The organism is Streptomyces sp. NBC_01515 (genome assembly GCF_045040345.1).
Lineage (GTDB): Bacteria > Actinomycetota > Actinomycetes > Streptomycetales > Streptomycetaceae > Streptomyces.
Window position 1 is genome coordinate 10,895,044 of the sequence record NZ_CP109416.1, and the last position, 18,935, is coordinate 10,913,978.

18 protein-coding genes and 2 pseudogenes are annotated in these 18,935 nt (G+C 69.9%); 7 read left to right on the plus strand and 13 right to left on the minus strand.

Annotated elements, in window-relative coordinates:
• Positions 1–118: 118 nt before the first annotated feature.
• From OG407_RS48115 to OG407_RS48125, 3 genes are all read left to right on the plus strand, one after another.
• Positions 119–937: a SigB/SigF/SigG family RNA polymerase sigma factor gene (locus OG407_RS48115; protein WP_405867632.1), complete on the plus strand. Its 819-nt coding sequence runs from the start codon at positions 119–121 to the stop codon at positions 935–937.
• A 106-nt stretch (positions 938–1,043) separates the two neighbouring features.
• Positions 1,044–1,304, plus strand: a complete 261-nt coding sequence (locus OG407_RS48120; protein WP_405867634.1) for a DUF1206 domain-containing protein — start codon at positions 1,044–1,046, stop codon at positions 1,302–1,304.
• Between the two features lie 9 nt (positions 1,305–1,313).
• On the plus strand, positions 1,314–1,766 hold the full coding sequence (locus OG407_RS48125) for a DUF1206 domain-containing protein (protein ID WP_405867636.1): 453 nt from the start codon (positions 1,314–1,316) through the stop codon (positions 1,764–1,766).
• 67 nt (positions 1,767–1,833) lie between these two features.
• Here OG407_RS48125 and OG407_RS48130 read toward each other — a convergent pair whose 3' ends face one another.
• From OG407_RS48130 to OG407_RS48140, 3 genes are all read right to left on the minus strand, one after another.
• Positions 1,834–2,550, minus strand: a complete 717-nt coding sequence (locus tag OG407_RS48130) for an ANTAR domain-containing protein (RefSeq protein WP_405867638.1) — start codon at positions 2,548–2,550, stop codon at positions 1,834–1,836.
• 79 nt (positions 2,551–2,629) lie between these two features.
• A complete protein-coding gene (locus tag OG407_RS48135) occupies positions 2,630–3,388 on the minus strand; it encodes an ANTAR domain-containing protein (protein WP_405867640.1) in 759 nt (252 codons plus the stop codon).
• Positions 3,385–4,473: an STAS domain-containing protein gene (locus tag OG407_RS48140; protein WP_405867642.1), complete on the minus strand. Its 1,089-nt coding sequence runs from the start codon at positions 4,471–4,473 to the stop codon at positions 3,385–3,387. Before OG407_RS48140 ends, OG407_RS48135 begins: the two co-directional genes overlap by 4 nt.
• A 446-nt stretch (positions 4,474–4,919) precedes the next feature.
• Here OG407_RS48140 and OG407_RS48145 point away from each other — a divergent pair.
• Positions 4,920–5,264: pseudogene (locus tag OG407_RS48145) on the plus strand (Asp23/Gls24 family envelope stress response protein); the annotation flags it as partial.
• A 14-nt stretch (positions 5,265–5,278) separates the two neighbouring features.
• Here the strand turns inward: OG407_RS48145 and OG407_RS48150 are convergent.
• The 5 genes and pseudogenes from OG407_RS48150 to OG407_RS48170 form a co-directional block, all read right to left on the minus strand.
• Positions 5,279–5,722 (minus strand): annotated as a pseudogene (locus tag OG407_RS48150) (hypothetical protein); the annotation flags it as partial.
• A gap of 48 nt (positions 5,723–5,770) precedes the next feature.
• On the minus strand, positions 5,771–6,238 hold the full coding sequence (locus OG407_RS48155) for an SRPBCC family protein (RefSeq protein WP_405867644.1): 468 nt from the start codon (positions 6,236–6,238) through the stop codon (positions 5,771–5,773).
• A gap of 1,306 nt (positions 6,239–7,544) precedes the next feature.
• A complete protein-coding gene (locus OG407_RS48160) occupies positions 7,545–8,558 on the minus strand; it encodes an NAD(P)/FAD-dependent oxidoreductase (protein ID WP_405867646.1) in 1,014 nt (337 codons plus the stop codon).
• A complete protein-coding gene (locus OG407_RS48165; RefSeq protein WP_405867648.1) occupies positions 8,555–9,094 on the minus strand; it encodes an isoprenylcysteine carboxyl methyltransferase family protein in 540 nt (179 codons plus the stop codon). Before OG407_RS48165 ends, OG407_RS48160 begins: the two co-directional genes overlap by 4 nt.
• A gap of 46 nt (positions 9,095–9,140) precedes the next feature.
• Complete coding sequence (locus OG407_RS48170) at positions 9,141–10,208, minus strand: type III polyketide synthase (RefSeq protein WP_405867650.1); 1,068 nt, start codon at positions 10,206–10,208, stop codon at positions 9,141–9,143.
• Between the two features lie 150 nt (positions 10,209–10,358).
• Here OG407_RS48170 and OG407_RS48175 point away from each other — a divergent pair, with 150 nt between their 5' ends.
• Positions 10,359–11,228: a UbiA family prenyltransferase gene (locus tag OG407_RS48175; protein ID WP_405867652.1), complete on the plus strand. Its 870-nt coding sequence runs from the start codon at positions 10,359–10,361 to the stop codon at positions 11,226–11,228.
• Between the two features lie 168 nt (positions 11,229–11,396).
• Here the strand turns inward: OG407_RS48175 and OG407_RS48180 are convergent, their stop codons facing one another.
• From OG407_RS48180 to OG407_RS48190, 3 genes are all read right to left on the minus strand, one after another.
• Complete coding sequence (locus OG407_RS48180) at positions 11,397–12,113, minus strand: ANTAR domain-containing protein (protein WP_405867654.1); 717 nt, start codon at positions 12,111–12,113, stop codon at positions 11,397–11,399.
• 334 nt (positions 12,114–12,447) lie between these two features.
• Positions 12,448–12,867: a hypothetical protein gene (locus OG407_RS48185; protein WP_405867656.1), complete on the minus strand. Its 420-nt coding sequence runs from the start codon at positions 12,865–12,867 to the stop codon at positions 12,448–12,450.
• Between the two features lie 233 nt (positions 12,868–13,100).
• Entirely contained in the window at positions 13,101–13,316 is a 216-nt protein-coding gene (locus tag OG407_RS48190) for a hypothetical protein (protein ID WP_405867658.1), read from the minus strand.
• Positions 13,317–13,837: 521 nt separating this feature from the next.
• On the opposite strand from OG407_RS48190, the gene OG407_RS48195 reads away from it, so the two are divergent.
• Positions 13,838–14,071: a hypothetical protein gene (locus OG407_RS48195; protein WP_405867660.1), complete on the plus strand. Its 234-nt coding sequence runs from the start codon at positions 13,838–13,840 to the stop codon at positions 14,069–14,071.
• Between the two features lie 61 nt (positions 14,072–14,132).
• On the opposite strand, the gene OG407_RS48200 is transcribed toward OG407_RS48195, so the two are convergent.
• The gene (locus OG407_RS48200; protein ID WP_405867662.1) at positions 14,133–16,676 is read right to left on the minus strand and encodes a beta-glucosidase H; all 2,544 of its coding nucleotides are present in this window, start codon (positions 16,674–16,676) and stop codon (positions 14,133–14,135) included.
• A gap of 99 nt (positions 16,677–16,775) precedes the next feature.
• Positions 16,776–17,969, minus strand: a complete 1,194-nt coding sequence (locus tag OG407_RS48205) for an MFS transporter (protein ID WP_405867664.1) — start codon at positions 17,967–17,969, stop codon at positions 16,776–16,778.
• A 247-nt stretch (positions 17,970–18,216) separates the two neighbouring features.
• Here OG407_RS48205 and OG407_RS48210 point away from each other — a divergent pair, with 247 nt between their 5' ends.
• Positions 18,217–18,900, plus strand: coding sequence for a TetR family transcriptional regulator (locus OG407_RS48210; protein WP_405867666.1), 684 nt, complete (start codon positions 18,217–18,219; stop codon positions 18,898–18,900).
• Positions 18,901–18,935 lie beyond the last annotated feature (35 nt).

An 18,935-nucleotide genomic window follows, 5' to 3' on the forward strand; every position in this document is an offset into this window, starting at 1 on the left:
GTCCGGTGTGCTTCGGACCGGAGGCACGCCCGTGGGAGCGGTGTTCGCTGCTCCCCGTGTGCTGAGGTCTGCCGGCTCCCACGGTGAGCGACTCCACCGATCAGGGAGACACGCGCCCATGCCGTACCCCCGCACGCAGAGCCGCCGCCGCACTCGCACCTACGACGATGCCCCGGACACCGACGCCGCGTTCCGCCGTATCGCCGCCCTCCCGGACGGTCCGGAGAGGTCCGCGCTGCGCCAGGAGGTGGTGTGCGCCTGGATGCCGATGGCCGTGCGGCTGGCCCGGCGCTTCCGTCATCGTGGCGAGACTTTCGACGACCTCAAACAGGTCGCCCAACTCGGCCTGGTCAAAGCCGTGTTCCGGTTCGACCCGACTCTTGGCACCGCCTTCCCGAGCTATGCCATACCGACGATCCTCGGCGAAGTGAAACGGCATTTCCGAGACAGCCTCTGGATCGTGCACGTGCCGCGACACGTACAGGACTTACGCATCCAGGTCCGCTTCGCCGCCCAGGAGTGCGGTGCGCCGGGCGGCCGCGAACCCTCCGTCCCGGAGATCGCCGCGCACACCGGTCTGACCGAGGCGGAGGTACGGCTGGGCCAGGGTGCGCTGGAGAGCTTCGCCGCCCTGTCCCTGGACGCCGTGCCCGGCCGCACCGAGCACGGCAACCCGCTGACCGAGATCCTCGGCGACACGGAGCCCGGCTTCGACCGGGTCGTCAACCGCGAGGCACTCCGCCCCCTGCTACGGGCCCTGCCCGAACGCGAACGGCACATCCTCTACATGAGGTTCTTCTGCGAGATGACACAGAGCCGCATCGCCCTGCAACTCGGCATCTCCCAGATGTACGTCTCCCGACTGATCATCCGCACCTGCGTACGTCTGCGCCACCAGGTGATGGCCGACACCTACGATCAGAGGACGGCATTGTGACAACGTCCAGAGTCCACGGGCGGCGCCGGACCGCCAGGCGCAGGACCCGGCGCTCGACGGAGCAACAGACGCTGACCGGCGCCGGGCGGGCTTTGCCGCACGAGGCGTGGTGTATGTGCTCATCGGCGTACTGGCCGTCCGGATCGCCCTCGGCAGCGGCGGTGGGACGGCGGACCGCCAGGGTGCGCTGGCCCAGGTCGCGGCGCAGCCTTTGGGGAAAACGATGCTGTGGGCGCTGGTCGTCGGCTTCGGCTGTATGGCGCTGTGGCGGGGCTCCCGAGCGATCCTGGCCAGGGGGCCTCGACGTAAGGCGGCCTCGCGCGTCCTTGACGGCGGGCGGGCTCTCTTCTACGCCTTCGTCTGCTGAGGTACGGCTGTGTATGCCGCAGGGGGCGGGCAGGGTTCCAGTGGTAACGCGAAGTCGCAGGACTGGACGGCATCGGTGCTCCAACTGCCCTACGGCCAGGTGCTGGTGGGCGCCGCGGGCTGCCTGCTGATCGGCATCGGCGTGGTACTCGCCGTGCGGGCCGCCATGCGGCGCTTCCTGAAACAGCTGGACACCGCCGCCATGAGCCACCGCATGCGGCAGATCGTCACCGCTCTGGGCGTGGGCGGAGGCGTGGCACGTGGCCTGGTGTTCGCCGCGGCCGGAATTTTCATCTTGGTGGCAGCCGTTCGTTTCAATCCGGACGAGGCCAAAGGAGTGGACGCGACGCTCCGCAGCTTCACGCAGACACCGGTGGGACCAGGGCTCCTGGTCGCCGTCGCGATCGGACTGATCCTCTTCGGCATCCTCTCCTTCGCCTCGGCCCGCTGGCGCCACCTGTAACACGGTGACCCGAGCCGCTTCGGCAGCGTCTGGAGGTGCGACAGCCGGCGCCAGGGTGGGCAGACGGTTAGGCCGCCAGTCCGGAGAGGGGTTCGGACTCGTCGATGAAGGCGCGGGCCACATCTGACAGGCGCCGGTTGTGGGAACGGGCGTAGCCGCGCAGGGTGGTGAACGCCTGCTCCATGTCGATGTTCTGGCGTTCGGCGAGTTTGCCCTTGGCCTGCTCGATCAGGATGCGGCTGTTCAGCGCCGTCTGCAGTTGCTCGTTGAGGATTGTGCTGCGCACGCTGGAGCGCTGCTGCAGCAGGCTGATGGTGGCCACGTCGGCGAGCGCCTGGGCGATGAGTGTGGCGGCCGGGTCGAAGGGGCCGGGTTCGGCGCGGAACAGGTTCAGGGCGCCGACGACCTCGTCCCGCAGTCGCATAGGCAGCGCTTGGACCGCCCCGAAACCGCTGCGGTGGGCGGCCGTGGCGAACCGCGGCCAGCGCTCGACCTCCCGGGTCAGGTCAGTGACGAGCACGGGGGTGCCGGTCTGATAGCACTCCAGGCAAGGGCCTTCGTCGTTCTGGAGCTGGAAGAGTTCGAGCAGGCGTACTTGTTCGTCGGAGGCGGCCATCACGCGTAGTTCGCCGTCGCGGTCGGCGAGCAGTACCCCGGCGGCGCTCGCGCCGAGCAGGCCGACGCACCGGTCGGTGAGCAGGCGCAGAAAATCAATGAGGTCGAAGTCGGCGACCAGGTTGTCGGCCAGCTCGACGAAGGTCTTGGCCAGGAGCTGCTGATTCATCGTGGGCACCCTCGATTGAGACTAGTCCCGCCGGGAGGGGGCGGGAAGGACAGCACGTTCATCGGATGGCACCGGTGCATCAGGTGTCCTCGTCGGTTCGGGTGGGTTCAGCGTCCGGGGAGAAGCGGAGCCGGTGGGCCACCACGTCGGCTGCCACGTCGGCGAGCCGGCGTCCCTGCGTATAGGAGTAGGCACGGAGCCGTACGAAGGCTTCGTCGATGCCGACTCCGAGCTGGACGGTGAGGATGCCGGTGGCCTGGTCGATCTCCGCCCGGTAGCCGCCCAGGTCCTCGAAGCCCCGGTCCAGCAGTACTCCGTCGGGCGCGCCTGTCTCCTCGATCCGTGCGTCGAGCAGGAGCAGCGTCGCGAGATCGGCGAACGCCATCGCATCGGCCAACTCCTCCGTGCCCAGCACGGTGGGTACATCGGCGTACAGGTCGAGGACTCCCGGGCTGATCGCCCCCATCTGCAGGGGGAGCGCGAAGACCGCGCGTGCCCCGGCCTCCAGGGCTGCATCCGCGAACACGGACCAGCGGTCCTGCAGTTGGCCGGTCAGCAGGTCGGGTGTGAGGACGGCGGAGCCGTGGGTGAAGGCGTCCACGCAGGGCCCCTCGCCCAGGGTGAGCTGGAGTTCTTCCAGTTGTTCGCTGATGGTGTCGGTGCTGCACAGCGGATGGCTCGCCGCGGTCCGGGACATCGCTGATACGCCGGCACCGCCGACCGGGAGTGCGGCCACGGCCGCGGTGCACACGTCCAGCACGCCGACCCGGGCACCACGTCGGGCCGCCTGCTCGGCGACCAGTACCTGGATACGGGCCGAGCGGCTGTCGGACCTCACTCAGGCCACCGGGTTTGGGCATCGTGCGCGAGACCCTCCAGTCTCGCTACGGTTCCTTCCCCGAGGGGAAGGACCAGCACCCGCAGCAGCGCTGCGCTCATGGGCCCCCAGATCTCTCCTACGTCCAGCCATCCCCAGGAGCGGAGCGAGACGAGCGTCGGGTGATCGTCGGGATCCGCCAGAGTGGCGCCGAGGGATACCTGGTGGTCGCTCAGCAGCCGCTCCTGCAACCGGCGACCCACGACCTGGTCCTGCGGGTGTGGCTGCACCAGGATGCTGGTGATGGCGAAGACGCCCCCGGACGCGGTGAGTTGCTCGATGCTGTGCGGCAGTGCTCCGTCGAACCCGAGCCACCAGAAGCCGTCACTGCGTACCGGGAACCCGAAGGCGCATCCGACCACGTGGTCCGTCTCCGCGATCACCATGGCGAACCCCGGCCGCCGGATGTCACCGGTGAGACGGTTCAGGAAGTCGTGGCGGCTGCGGCTGCGATGCGCCTCGGCGGCGGACATCTCGCGGGAGTCGACGTACAACTCCGCCAGCTCCCCGCCCAGGCCCTGCGCCAGCCAGTGGTTCACGCGGCGCAACCGCACCGCCTCCATGGTGGACAACTCGCCTTCACGGGGCCCGTGTTGCTGCTTTCTGCTCCGGCTAGGCCGCCATCGCGCATCGCCCGAGCCGGCAGCCACCAGCGGAGCACTCCGGCGCGGCGGAGGTTGGACGGCCGGGGCCGGGACATCCCCGGGAGGAGATGACAGCTGCCCGACCGGAGCGCCGAGGAGCAGGAGCCCGCATCCGGTGAGGTCGAGGATCCGCTCCAGTGTCGGTGGCGGGTGGTGCAGTTGCAGGATGCCGCCGGCCTCGGTGGTCTTCTGCGTGGCGTAGAGGAAGGAGTTGAGGCCGCTGCAGTCGCAGAAGGTCACAGGGGTGAGGTCGACATCGACGATACGGATGCCGTCGCTCAAGCACCGCGCCAGTGCTGCGCGAACCAGCGGCGCCGATTCCAGGTCGATCTCACCGGACAGGGTGATCAGTGCCCGGTTGTGTCGGTCATGACGGTGGATGGTGAGCTGGGGGACGGGCATGACGCCTCGGTTCAGAAGACCATCCGGCAGCGAGGTGGGGATGCCGGGTTTCCCGGCCCCTCTTGGCGCGCTGTCGGCAGGGGCGTACGTTCGGCGGAGGCGGAGCGAGGGCCGGTCCCAGGGACTGTGCGACAGGACAGCGAACCCACCCGGTTCCCTCCAGGGATGCGCCGGGTGACGAACGAAGAATCCGCTCCCCGCAGCCATCTGTGTCGAGCAACGACAAGCCGCCGGGGTCTGGGACGCCTGGACAACAGCATAGTCCTCGACCCCGCGCGGCAGACGGCCCGAAGCCACCCTCATCTCAGGATGTGGAAGGCGTCAAAAGACCGGTGGCGCGCGCATGTCCGGTGCCCTGCGCGGTACTTGGGAGAACGGCACCAAGGTGGCGGCCGACGTCCGCTCAGGTATGGCAGTTGGTCTACTGCCCGAGGAGGTGGCTTCGCATGACGGAGCCGAACGGTTCAGCCCTGTACAAGTCCGATCCCGATGAGCCGGGTATAGGTGCGGGTACGACGCTTCAGACCGCACAGCCCGGGCCTCAGGAACCGCCGGCGAGCCGCGGCCGGACGACCATCGCGGACGGGGTGGTGGAGAAGATCGCCGGGATCGCCGCACGGGAGGTCCCTGGAATCAACGCGTTGGGCGGCGGATTCACTCGCAGCATGGGCGCCGTACGCGACCGGGTCCCCGGCGGGCACGCGAGCGCGGGGCGCGGCGTCAAGGTCGAGGTCGGCGAGAAGCAGACCGCCATCGACCTCCAGGTCGTCGTCGCATACGGGGTGAGTATCCGAGCTGCGATGATTGCAACGACGACGGGTGCCGTCTCACCGAAGATCACCGCAAGGGCGGCAGCGCCGGTGGCGCACGCGAGGGCGAACTCGGCGAGACTCGAACTGCGCTCGGTGGCTGCGGCCGCGAGCCCAGACCGAACCTGGCCCTCATCGAGAGGCCCGTCCTCGGCGCGATCGATGACGCGCATGGCTGCGGACACGCGGCGCATGTTGATCGACGAGGGTGTTGCCGGCGCACACGAGATGCCCGCCTGTGGACCCTGGTCGACGAGCATGACGGTTACCCAGGACGGCACGAGGGTGCTGCTGGCACCGAGACCGTCGTTGAGGCGCCCCACTGCGGTCACGGTCATGTCGGTCGACTGACCATTCGCGTGCAGCAGGGCGGCGCAATCTAGGACAAGGTCCAAGGCTCCGTCGCCAGAGCACACAGAGTTTCGGTGCTCGGCAGTCATGCGCTGGCTTCCCAGCCGAGCGGGAGCGACGTCGGGCTGTTCCCGATTTCAGTGATGTGAGCGCTGCGCAGCCTCATCGCGAAGATCGCGCAACCATGCACGCAGGGACTCGTCGAGGGCTGATTGCAGAGCGTCGACGTTCGCACGCACCGGCTCGCCGCTCCACGACTCCGTCGTGCGCACGAGAACTCCCCGGCCGGTCTCGGAGAATTCCCAGACGTGCACGCCGTCGATGCCGTTCGCGGGTCCGCCCCAGGTCGTCCTCGACCCGGTGTCGATCTGACTGATCACCGATGTGATGTCAAGACCTGCGGTTTGCCACTGGAAGGATGAACCGATGGCGAACGGTACGTCGAGCGCTGCCCCGGTCACGTCCGGCCGCCAACTGGGCCAAGAGTTGACGTCGGTGTGCAAGTCCCAGAGGACATCCAACGGTGCCTCGATGAGCATCTCCGCGTGCGAGATGACCGGCGCATTGCGATCGATATCGACTGCAGCGTTCGGCGCAACGTTCATGGTGACTCCTTCATCGAGTGTGGGGGATGGGTCTTCGGCTGATGCGGATCACTGCAGGAACCGGGGGAAGAATGGTGGCGGGTGAGGACGAACCCCACGCGCGGTTCGTTTCCTACACCTCAAGTCTCTTCTCCTACACCTCAAGTCTCTTCGCCGCCGACGAGGCGAACAATGTTTCGAAGCACGCGAAAGTGTCCGTCTTGCAGGGCGAGCAAACATTGAGACCACCCTGACCGGGGCCGACCTGAATCTGCTCCGCCCAGCCCGCAAAGGCGAGAACCCGCGGCCCGGGACCCAGTTCTTCAAGCCACTACGACAAGTCATCGAGTCCATCAACGACACCTTCAAAGGCCAACCTCACCTCGAACACCACGGCGGCCACACCCCCGCCGGAGCCTGGGTCCACGTCGTCCGGCGCGTCCTGGCCCTGGCCGCCGCGATCTGGCACAACGACCGCACCGGCCAACCAGTTGAGCAATCACTCCTGGCGTACGACCACGGCCCCCTTGGAATCGATCATCTAGTCGCGAGGCGGGCAGGGACAAGGACTCCGCCCCATGGCTCCTCCACAGCATGGGGACAGTCGCCGACTGCAGGCAGTGATCGCCTGATCTGGGCTCAACTCGCCCTGGGTGGAAGGCAATTCGCAGCGGCTCCGCGTTCGGATCTGTCAACGAGAAGGTGGAACACATCGCTTGCTCAGCGTCGACTTCCGCTTCTCCGGGTGGAGTTGCCTCGGGTGGAACTTCCCCGGCTGGAGCTTCGCCGGGTGGACCAGCCTGACCCCACTCCGGCCGAGTGCGCGGCGAGGAAGGCAAGCCCGACGAGCATGAGGCTTGTCGGGCTGAAGATCACGTCGGTCGACGTTTCGGTGACGCGGATGATGAAGGCGATGGCGAAGAGTGCGGCGGCCACGAATGCGAGCATCTGTTTACCCCTACCGGTGGACGACGAGCCACACGTGATCCCGGTGGCTGCGCCGCTGCCTGCTGGGTTCCCCGGACGGCGCCGATCAGTCGCGTACATCCCGCGCCGGAGTCGGCAGCGACCCCCGCCGCCAGACCTGCTGACGGTGTGAACGAGGCAACCGTCTCGAATCAGTCGACCTGCGGACCGGGCGGCCGAAGACCCGTGGTATCAGCAGTGCCGTTCGCAGACGGTCGACCGCGGCAGCCGATCAGTGTCCAGGGGGAAACGGCCTTGGGGAGCTACTCGATCCTCTGGTGAATTGACCCACCTCTGCCGACGCGGAGAGCGCGCGCACGGTTGGTTTTATTCGCTTTCGGCAGGGAGAGGGAGCGGGCCACTACTGCAGTGCGTGGACCGCGGCTGAGAACAGCGGGGGCATCCGGGACGCAGCGGGGACGATGAGGCGGGCGGTGCCGGGGCGGCGGCTCGCGGCCAGCAGGGCTCCGGTCAGTAGTCGGTGGCGTCGGGTCAGCCGGGACCAGGTGCGCTCGTATGCGTCCGGACGGTCTGCGGCCAGGCATCGGATGGCTGCCCCGGCCGTTGCCATCGCGAGGGCGATGCCCTCGCCGGTGAGGGCATCCAGGTAGCCCGCGGCGTCGCCGACGAGAAGGACACGGCCGGCGACTCTGCGCCGCGCGCGCTGTCGCAGAGGTCCGGCGCCGCGCACCTCTGTGGCGGCCGGGCCGCGCAGTGACGTGGTGAGGGTCGGGAAGCCGGCCAGGTGTTCGTCGTAGCCGCGACGGCTGCGGCTGAGGACCGCGACGCCGACCAGGTCGTCGTCGACCGGTGTCACATATGCCTCGCCGTGCCGGGACCAGTGGACCTCGACGAAGTCTGTCCACGGTTCGACGCGGTAGTGGCGGCGCAGTCCGTAGCGGCCGTGGGGGCGGCCGGGCAGTTCCAGGCCCAGGCTGCGGCGCAGGGGGGAGTGCAGGCCGTCGGCGGCGATCAGCCAACGGGCCGTGGTTCCGGCGGCGGTGACCGTGTCCGCGCTCTGGCGGACCTCGCCGACTTTCCCCGGCAGCATGCGCACGCCGAGGCCGAGGGCGCGCTGGTGCAGTGCGGAGTGCAGCGCCGTACGGCGGATTCCCAGCCCGTTACCGCCGCGGAAGGACGCTTCGGTGTGGGTGGTGCCGTCCAGGTAGCGGATGCCGCGCAGTTCGCGGCCGGTGACCTCGATGCCCAGTGCTCGCAGCGCGCTGACGCCGCCGGGCATGACTCCTTCTCCGCAGGCTTTGTCCACGGGCGTGGTCCGGGGTTCGACGACGACGGCCTCCAGGCCGGCGAGCGCGGCGTGGATGGCGGCTGCCAGTCCGGCGGGTCCGCCGCCGGCCACCAGGACGTCGATCACGCCCGAGCGGGCGTGGTTGGTGTGGTCGCGGTGGCGAGTGCCTGGTTCTCGCAGCGGATGCGCACGGTGAGCAGGGCGGCATTGAGGATCGTGAACACGGCCGCGGTGGCCCAGGCGGTGTGGACGAGTGGCAGGGCCACGCCCTCGGCGACGACGGCCACGTAGTTCGGGTGCCGCAGCCACCGCCACCGGTAGGGGCCGTTCGTCACCAGCGGCAGGCCGGGGACGACGATCACCCGGGTGTTCCAGCGGGGGCCAAGGGTGCGGATGCACCACCACCGCAGTGCCTGCGCGCCTGCCAGTACGGCCAGCATCGGCCAGGCCAGGGTGGGTACGAAGGGCCGGTCGGCCAGCCAGACCTCGGCCGGGCAGGCGACCAGCAGGCCGGTGTGGAGGGCGACCATCGCCGGGTAGTGGCCCTGCCCGGTCACAGTCGCGCCGCGGGCGGTGCTCCAGCGTTCGTTGTGGCGGGCGACGACGAGTTCGGCGACACGCTCGGCGGCGACGGCGGCCACCAGCAGTCCGTACCAGATCATGTGTCCTTCGTGTCCTTCGTGTCCTTCGTGCCTTCGAGCGTCTGAACTACCAGCGCAGCAGGACGAGTTCGCAGGCGAAGCCGGGCCCCATGGCCAGCAGCACGCCCGGGGTGCCCGGTGGCGGGCGGCGTTCGGTCAGGGTGTCGCGCAGTACGTGGAGCACCGACGACGAGGACAGGTTGCCGACGTCGGCCAGGTGACGCCAGGTCACATCGAGTGCGTCGTCGGGCAGGTCGAGGGCTTCGGTGACGGCCTCGAGGACCTTGGGGCCGCCGGGGTGGCACACCCAGGCGGTCACGTCCTTCGGCTTGATCCCGTGGTCGCCGAGGAAGCCCTCGACGTCGTCGGCGAGGTAGCGGCGTACGACCTCGGGGACCTGCGGGTCGAGGACGATCTGGAAGCCGGTGTCCTTGATGTCCCAGCCCATGACGCGCCCGGTGTCCGGATACAGGTGGCTGCGGGTGTCCACGATCGTCGGGCCGGCGGTCTCGTCCGGGCGGCGCGGACGGTTCGTGCCGCAGGCGACGACAGTGGCGGCGCCGTCGCCGAAGAGTCCGGTGGCGACCAGGTTGGCCATGGAGGCGTCGTTGCGCTGGAAGGTGAGCGAGCACAGTTCGACGGACAGCAGCACCGCCACGTCGTCGGGCCGGCCCAGCAGGTAGTCGTGCACACGGGCCAGACCGGCGGCGCCGCCGGCACAGCCCAGGCCGAAGAGGGGGAGCCGTGTGACGTCCGGCCGCAGCCCGAGGCGGCCGACCAGGCGGGCGTCGATGGAGGGGATGGCGATACCGGTGACGGAGGTGAAGACCAGCAGGTCCACGTCGGCTGGGGCCAGACCGGCCAGGTGCAGTGCGTCTCGGACGGCCTTGGCGCCCAGGTCGGTGGCGGCGGCGATGTAGACGTCGTTGGCGGCGCCGAATCCGTCGAGTTCCCCGTACCGTTCGAGTGGCAGCGTCATGTGACGGGAGCCGACCTTCGCGCTGCGGTGCAGCCGGTCCAGGACCCGGCGGTCGGTGCGCTCCGGCAGGCAGGTGCGGGCCACCATGTCGGTGATCTCGGACTGGGTGCGACGGTGCGGTGCGAGGGCGCCGTGAACGGCGGCGATCCGCGTCATGTGGTTCCCGTCCGGTTACCGACTTGGGTGGGTTGCTCACTACGTGTTCCCCGGACCGGGACTTCGACACCATGAATCGCCTGTACGGCCGTTCGCCCCGGAGAGCGCGTGCTTCAGCCGGGTGGTGCCCGGGCGCCTACGATCGGCCGGGTGGGCACTCCCGAGCACTCGACGACCGGCGGCCCCGAGGCGAGTTGGGCCGGTCGGGTGGTCGGCCTGGCCGGGTCGTGCCACCCCGGGCCTGTCGTGGCGGTCACCGCCCTGATGGCCGCGCTCGCCGTCACCGCGGGCCAGGGCGCCGCGCGTTGTACCCTGACCGCCGCAGCCGTGCTGACCGGGCAGCTGTCCGTCGGCTGGTGCAACGACGCGTTCGACGCGCGCCGGGACATCGCCGCCGGCCGCCGTGGCAAACCCGTCGTCGACGGCACGGTCGGTGTGACGGAGGTGTGGGTGGCCGCGTACGTCGCGCTGGCGCTGTGCGTGCCGCTCTCGCTCGCCTGCGGACTGTGGGCGGGCGCCGTCCACCTGGCCGGGGTGGCGGCGGCGTGGGCGTACGACCTGCGGCTCAAGGCGACGGCATGGTCCTGGGCGCCGTACGCGGTGGGTTTCGCCGCACTCCCGGCGTTCGTGGCGCTGGGGCTGCCCGGGCATCCGTGGCCGGCCTGGTGGGTCGTCACCGCCGGGGCGTTGCTGGGGGTCGGCGCCCATCTGGGCGATGTGCTGCCGGACATTCGCGGGGATCTGGCGACGGGCGTACGGGGATGGCCGCACCGGCTGGGTCCGGACGGCGCGCGGCTGCTGCTGCCGGTGCCGCTGGTGGCCGCGTCCGCTGTGCTGGCGCTGGGGCCCGCCGGGCCACCCGGCAGGTGGGGAGTGGCGGCGCTGGCGGTGGCCGGCCTGGTCGCGGTGGCGGGCACGGTGCTGGGACGTCACCGCGAACGGGCGGCGTTCGCGGCAGCGGTCGCCGTGGCGGTGGTGGACGTGGCGTTGCTGCTGGTGCGCGGCACCGGGATTGCCTGACCGCGTCGTCGCGCACCGTACGGAACCCGCAGGTGGCAGCGGGAGTTCCCGAACTTCCCTGTGGATGCCGTCAGTTCGCGAGTCAGTGATGACCGAGCGAGGATGCCACCGGCCGCCCGCCTGCTGGTGACGGCGGGCTGCGGTGCGTCGGAGTTCGGTCACGGATGGTCAGACGACCAGGCCGTTGAGGGGTTCGGTGCCGTCGATGAAGGTGCGGGCCAGGTCGGACAGGCGGCGGTTATGGGCGCGGGCGTAGGCGCGCAGCGCGGAGAAAGCCTGTTCCATGTCGATGTCGAGGCGTTCGGCGAGCTTGCCCTTGGCCTGTTCGATCAGGATCCGGCTGCTCAGCGCGGTCTGGAGCTGTTCGTTGAGGATCGTGCTGCGATGGGTGGTGCGTTGCTGCAGCAGGCTGATGGTGGCGACGTCGGCGAGGGCCTGGGCGATGAGCGTGCCGACCGGATCGAAGGGACCGGCGTCGGAGCGGAAGAGGTTCAGGGCGCCGACGACCTCGTCCCGCAGACGCATCGGCAGGGCCTGGACCGCCGCGAACCCACTGCGGTGAGCCTGCGCGGCGAAGCGCGGCCAGCGGTGGATCTCTGTGGTCACGTCGGGGACGGAGACCGGTGCGCCGGTGCGGAAGCTCTCCAGGCAGGGGCCTTCGTCATTCTGGAGCTGGAAGAGTTCGAGCAGGCGTACCTGTTCGCTGGAGGCGGCCATGACCCGGAGTTCGCCGTTGCGGTCGGCGAGCAGTACCCCGGCCGCATTCACCCCGAGCATGCCGACACAGCGGTCGGCCAGCAGGCACAGGAAGTCCATCAGGTCGAAGTCGGCGACCAGGTTGTCGGCCAGCTCGACGAACGTCCTGGACAGGAGCTGCTGATCCATCGCATGCACCCTTGTCTTGGGAGTGGTTTCCGCCGGGGAACGGTGTGACCTGCTGTCAGGCGTCATCGTCGCGCCGACCGAGGTTCGTGACCGCAGGCAACCGGAGGTGGCGGGCGATCACGTCGCCGATGACCAAGCCTCCGTCGTGCGGCTCGTCGGCCTTCATACCGAGCAGGACCAAGATGGCGAGGCCGACATGGGTCCGCCGCCTGCCCGGCCGCCGGCCCCTGGACCCGGGGCGACCGGCCGTCAGTCGTCACAAGTCCCGCTTGCCGTAACGCCGTTCATCCGGTGATCCCCTCGCACGCGAGCCTGACTGCTGATCCTCCTGCGGCTACTGGATTCGTGCCGGGTGCGCGAGGTCACCCGGCTCCGCGGCTGTCCGCTCTGCGAGGGGAAGGACAAGGGCCCGCAGTACGGTGGGGCCCGGTGGCCTGTAGAGCAGGCCGATGTCGTGCCATCCCCGGGACCGGAATCCGGCACAGGCCGCACGATGGGTCCGGTCCACCAGGGTTGCGCCGAGTAGAGCCCGGTGGTCGGCGAGCAGGCGCTCCTGGAGACGGTCGGCCAGGCCGTGGTAGCGCTCGGAGGGACGGACCACCGTCCCGCTGATGGCGAAGACCTGTCCGGACGTGGTGAGTTGAGCGATGTCCTGCGGGAGAGTTCCACGGAACCCGCTCCACCAGGAGCCGTCGTGCGCTACGGGGAATCCGAACGTGTATCCCACCAGGCAGGGTGCCTGGGCGGTCAGCATGGTGAACCCCGGTCGCCAGGTGTCGTGAGTGAGATGCCGCAGGAAGTCCTTCCGGCCGCGGTGCTCCCAACCAGGCGTTGTAGCGCAGGACTCCGCATACAGGTCTGCCAGGTCCTCGCGCAGTCCCTCGGCCTGCCAGCGGTTGAGCCGACGCAGACTCAGGGGCGTCGCGCGCGTGGCGAGGGGCAGGTGACCTGCGCCCGTCCGCGGTCGGCCCGGCCCGGGTAAGGCTGTCAGAGCACACCGCCCGGGAGAGCGGGCATGGCCGGAGCGAGCCAGTATGCGGCCTGGGGCAGGAGGAAGGGCTGCGGGTGCGTTGGGTTCCCGGCGTGGGCATCCGGGAGGGTGAGGAAGAGGGAACCGGAGCCGGTGAGTGCGACGAGGCGTTCCAGCGCCGGGCTGGGCTGGCGCAGTTGCAGGGATCCTCCGGCCGCGGCGGTGTGCAGCAAGGTCGTGCAGCGTGTGCGGGGACGGCTCGCGGGAGACCAGAGACCGATCCTGCAGCGCGCGGATGGTGGTGATGGTGATCCGGGTGTGGCCGCGCCGGATGTTGGCGACTGGGGTGTCGAAGGAGCGAATCTCGCTGTGGAGCAGAGCAGCGGACTCATAATCCGTCGGCCGTGGGTTCGAGTCCCACCCGCCCCACTGTGCACGCCTGTGACCTGCGGAAACGTCTCATCTGGGGGGCGGATTCAGGGCGTTGGTCCACGGGGCTGAATCCGCTGCTCGTGAGTTCGACTCCGCTGCCGTCAGCGTTAGTTGAGGTCGCTCTGACCTGCGTAGACGTATCGGCCCACGGCTGGAGGATGGGGTCGTGGGTGGGATGTGTCAGCGTCCGGACGTCGAATTCTGGACGCTGGCTGGACACGAGGACTCGGAAGTGGTGTCGCCCGGTGACCTCCGGGTGTCGGGAGCCGGTGGCGGACGATGATCAGGGTGTTGGGCGCCCCATAGATGACGGTGGAGGTCGTTGCCTCATGCGGCTTTCGGGTGGCAGGGCACTTCCGCCACCGAAAAGGGGGCCGTCGTCTGCTCGATCCTGGTGTCCGTCTGGCACCTCATGAACGCCCTGACCGGCCGCTACCGGGATCTCGGCGCCGACTTCCACACCCGCAACCTCGCCCCCCACCGCAGGAGCCGGGACCTCGTCCGCCAACTCAAGGCCCTCGGCCACAACGGCGCCCTCACCCCGGCCGCCGCCTGACCGAATCCGCCGAAGCCCCCGCGAGCAGCCGCCCCCCCCCCCGACCGGCACAGCCAAGGGGCTAATTCGCCATATCCACCTGACCGTCGGGTTTTCCGGTCAGGTCGACTTCCGTTTCCACCCGCAGATCCGGGAACGAGCGTCCGGCGCGCAGCCGGTGACGGCCCGCGAGGGCGGACCAGTCTCCGAGGTCGGTGTCCCAGATCCGCGTGGCCCTCCGGGGCACGCGGATCTCGGCCGTCACCGCCCGGCCGGGGCCGGCCTCGACGGTGGCAAGGCCGACGAGGCGGCGGGCCGGGCCCTGCTGCTCGGCTACCGCGACCGTTTCCTCTCCTTCGGGGCAGGCCCCCGCTTCGAGGTACACCTGGACCACCTCACGGCCCGCCCGCTCCCCTGTGTTCCGCACATGGACGCGGAGGGTGCCCAGGGTGTCGCCGTCGCCGCCGGGGGTGAACTTGGCTTGCTCGTACGACCACGACGTGTAGCCGAGGCCGTGTCCGAACCAGTACGCGGGCGGGGTCTCCTGGCGGGCCCAGGCCCGGTAGCCGATGAAGGCACCCTCGTCGTAGGAGAGCACTCCGTCGACCGGCGTGGTGTCCAGGACCGGGCAGTCCGCGGTGGCTGCGGGCCAGGTGGTGGGCAACCGCCCGCCGGGCTCCTCCGCGCCGAGCAGCACGTCGGCGAGGGCGTGCCCGGCCTCCTGGCCCGGGAACCAGCAGAGCATGACGGCGGCGACCTCGTCGCGCCACGGCATCTCGACAGGGGATCCGGCGTTGACGATCACGACGGTACGCGGATTGGCCGCGGCCACGCGGGAGACCAGTTCGTCCTGGTGGCCCGGCAGTTTCAGGTCAGCACGGTCGAAACCTTCGCTCTCGACCTCCTCGGTGGTGGCCACCACGACGATCGCGACATCGGCCGCAGCGGCGAGGGCGGCGGCCTCCTCGATGAGTTCGGCACCGCTCGCGGTCGGCGGGCGGTGGCTCAGTCCGAAGGAGAGAGCGGCGATGTTGTCGTCGAAGCCCTTGGCGAAGGGCACGTACAGCAGGCTGACGGTCACCGTCACGCCTGCGGTCAGATCGAGGGTGTGGCGCTGTTCCGCCGGGTCGGTGAAGGCGAGGAACGGGTCCTCGGAGTCGGGAATCCTGGTCGCGGAACAGATGGTGCGGCCCGCGACGAGCAGCGTGACTTCCCCGTATCCGGTGACACCGAAGGTGTGGGCACCGGTGCGGTCGGGGGTGAGGGTTCCGGTGATCTCCACCGAGTGGAGCCGCGCGGCGTCCACTCCCGCCGGCAGGCTGCCGACGGTCATCACCCGGCCGTCAGGCTGCGGCAGGTCGGCCAGCACGATGCCGTCCGCGTCCCGGTAGACCGAGCGCAGAGTGAAGCCCTCGGCCGCTGGAGCGAGCCGGGTGCGCGGGTCGGCGCCCTGGGCGTGCAGCAGTTCGACGGCGGGCGGCAGCGCGTGGCGCAGTCCGGCCAGCGGGGTGACCACCCGCTCGGGGAAGACGGTGGCACTGCCGCCGCCCATGACCCGGGCATGCCGGGCGGTGTCGCCGATGAGGGCGACCCTGCGCAGCTCCCGCGGCCGCAGCGGAAGCACCGCGCCCTCGTTTTTGAGCAGGACGAAGGAACGGCGGGCGATCTCGCGGGCCAGGGCCCTGCCGTCGGCCTCGACGGGCGGTTCGCAGACGGCCGGCGGAGCACTGTCCAGCGCACCCACGCGAGCGGCGAGCCGCAGCACGCGCCGCACGGCCTCGTCGACGGTCCCTTCCGCGACCCGGCCCTCGCGTACGGCGGTGGCGAGCGCCTCGCCGTAGACCGTTCTCGGTCCCGGCATCGCGATATCGAGACCGCCCTCAACGGCCCTGACGGTGTCGCGGGCGGCCATCCAGTCCGAGACGACGACGCCGTCGAAGCCCCACTCGCCGCGCAGGATCTCATTCTGCAGGTACCGGTGCTCGGTCATGGTGGAGCCGTTGACGCCGTTGTACGCCGACATGACGCCCCAGGGGCGGGCGTCCGCGACGATCGTCTCGAACGGGCTGAGATACAGCTCGCGCAGCGCCCGCTCGCCGACCTTCGCGTCGAGGGTGAGCCGTTCGGTCTCGCTGTCGTTGGCGACGAAGTGCTTGACCGTGGTGCCGACCCCGCCGTCCTGCACGCCCCGCACATAGCCGGTACCGATGACACCGGTGAGCAGCGGGTCCTCCGAGAAGCACTCGAAGTGCCGCCCGCCCAGCGGGGTGCGGTGCAGGTTCACGGTGGGAGCCAGCAGTACGTCGACGCCCTTGCGGCGGGCCTCCTGGGCGAGCAGTCGCCCGGCGCGGCGGGCCAGTTCCGGATCCCAGGAGGCGGCGAGGGCGGTGGGGCTGGGAAGCGCGACGGACGGGTCGTCGGGGGACCAGTTCGTGCCGCGCACGCCGATGGGTCCGTCCGACATCACCACTGCTCGAAGACCGATCGCAGGCACGCTGGGGAGCGACCACATGTCGTGACCCGCCAGGAGCTGTGCCTTGGTGTCGAGGTCGAGCCGGGCGAGGGCCGCCCCGACCGCTGCCTCCCGGAGGCTGTCGGTGTCCGTGTCGGCGTCCGTGGCAGTCATCGGCGTCGTTCCTTCGTGTAGTAGGGGTACGCGTGGTGCGCCAAGATGACGGCCCAGCACAGCGCGCCGCGCCGGGCCGTCGATGGGAGGGGCGCGGCGTCAGCGGGCCGAGCGCACCGGCTTGACCGCCAGCGCGCCGAGCACCGCGAAACCCGCGGCGGCCAGATACAGCGCGGTGTAGTTGTCGCTTCCGCCTCCGATGGCCAGGAAGAGCGGCGCGATGGCCGGGGCGACGGACTGCGGGAGGGCGTTGGCGATGTTGAAGACGCCGAGGTCCTTGGCCGCGTCGTTTTTGTCCGGCAGGATGTCGACCACGAGCGCCAGGTCGACCGACATGTGCACGCCGATGCCGAGACCGACCACCGCGACACCGGTGAGGAACAGGCCCATCGAGTGAGCGAAGGCGACGGTCGGCAGGCCGACCGCGGCGATGAGCCCGGCGAGCCCGACGAACACCTTGCGTCGGTTCAGGCGGTCCGACAGCCAGCCGCCGCCGAACGAACCGAGGAGGATTCCGCCAACCATGACCGACAGAACCACGCCGACCTGGGCGCCGACGGTGTCGGGCGTGTAGCCGAACCGGTCGATGAGCAGGAAGGCCTGATACGTCATGAGAGTGGACCAGGCCAGCACGAGCAGGAAGCGGCTCACCCAGGCCCAGGTGAAGCTCGGGTTGGCCACCGGATTGACCCAGAAACTGGAGAGGAACTCCTTGACGCCGTAGCGGGTGGCGGGCCGCTCGGCGCGCACCCGGTCACGAAGCACAACCGCCAGCAGCAGCGTCGTGGCCAGGCCGAAGACCGCTGGGACGCCGAACATCAGCAGTATGTTCCCGGCGAAGAAGTTCACCACGTACGCCGCGACGCCCATGCTCAGGAACTGACACAGACCCAGCAGGCCGGACACCCGGCCACGCTGCTCGTCGGGCACCTGGTCGGACAGGACGGCGACCATGGTCGCCGCCGCGGCGTTGTACGCCAGCTGGGCCACGGACCAGCAGACGATCAGCGTCGCCAGGTTCGTGGCGTAGGCGAGCAGCAGCGAGGCGAACGTGCCGACGAGCATGCCGCCCACGATGAACGGTCTGCGCATGCCGAACCGCGAGGTGCAGCGGTCGGAGAGCTTTCCGGCCCAGGGATTGCCGAACAGCGCGAACAGCGCGCCGACCGCCGAGACGGTACCGACCACCGAGGTGGCGTTGTCGGGGAACAGCCCCAGCACCCTGACCTGAAGAGTCACCACGGCGGGGGCGAGGACCGCCAGCCACATGCCGAAGTAGGCCAAGGCGTACACCGCGATGAATCCGGCGCCGGCCCGCGGGGGGCCGGCCGCCGTCGATGAGGCGGGAACGGACGCGGTACCAGTGGTACTACGGGACATAGAGACCATCCAGGGAGAGGCGGGGACGGGGACGGGTTCCCACGGAGTCCGGCTCGGTCTGCACAGCTGCGCCGGTGATCCGGCAGGTTAGAGTTCCTACCGACCAATCGGTAAGTTTTCGTCTCGATAATCGAACGACCCCTACGGCGAGGCGGCCTTGATGAGTAGCGGGGAAGAGGCGGCAGGCGGGTCCGGGCCGCGCGGCGGCAACCGGCCGAGCAGCTACGTGCGGGGCGACACGGCGAAGCGGCGCATCCTCGACGTGGCGATGGAGGAGTTCGCCGAGCGCGGCTACTGGGGCGCGTCCCTGATGGAGATCGCCCGCAGGTCACAGCTGTCCAAACCGGGACTGCTCCACCACTTCCCGAGCAAGCAGGCCCTGCTCGTCGCCGTGACGGTGGAACGCGACCTGCGGGACCGGCACGGCATGGGCGTGGCGGACATTTTCGCGCTGCGCGGCCTGCGGATTCTCGACATGCTCGACCGGCTCGTGGAGCGAAACGCCGAGCGCCCCGGGCTCGTCCAGCTCTCCCACGTCCTGGCCGCCGAGTCCGTCGGAGGAGATCACCCCGCCGCCGAGCACTCCCGCCGGCACTTCACCGACGCCCGCCGACTGGTGCGGACCGCGCTGGAGGCCGGAGCCGAAGACGGCGAACTGCGTCCCGGCATCGACTGCGCACAGCTCGCCACCCAGATCGTCGCGGCGATGGAGGGGCTGGAGAACCAGTGGCTGGCCGAACCCGAGGCCGTGGACATGGTGGCCGTCTTCCATGCCTACACCCGGGACCTGCGCGAGCGCGTCCGCGCCGTCCCTGGATCGGCCGACCCCGGGGCTCAGGACTGAGCCTGGTCGCGGAGCAGGGGACCCGCGACCACCGG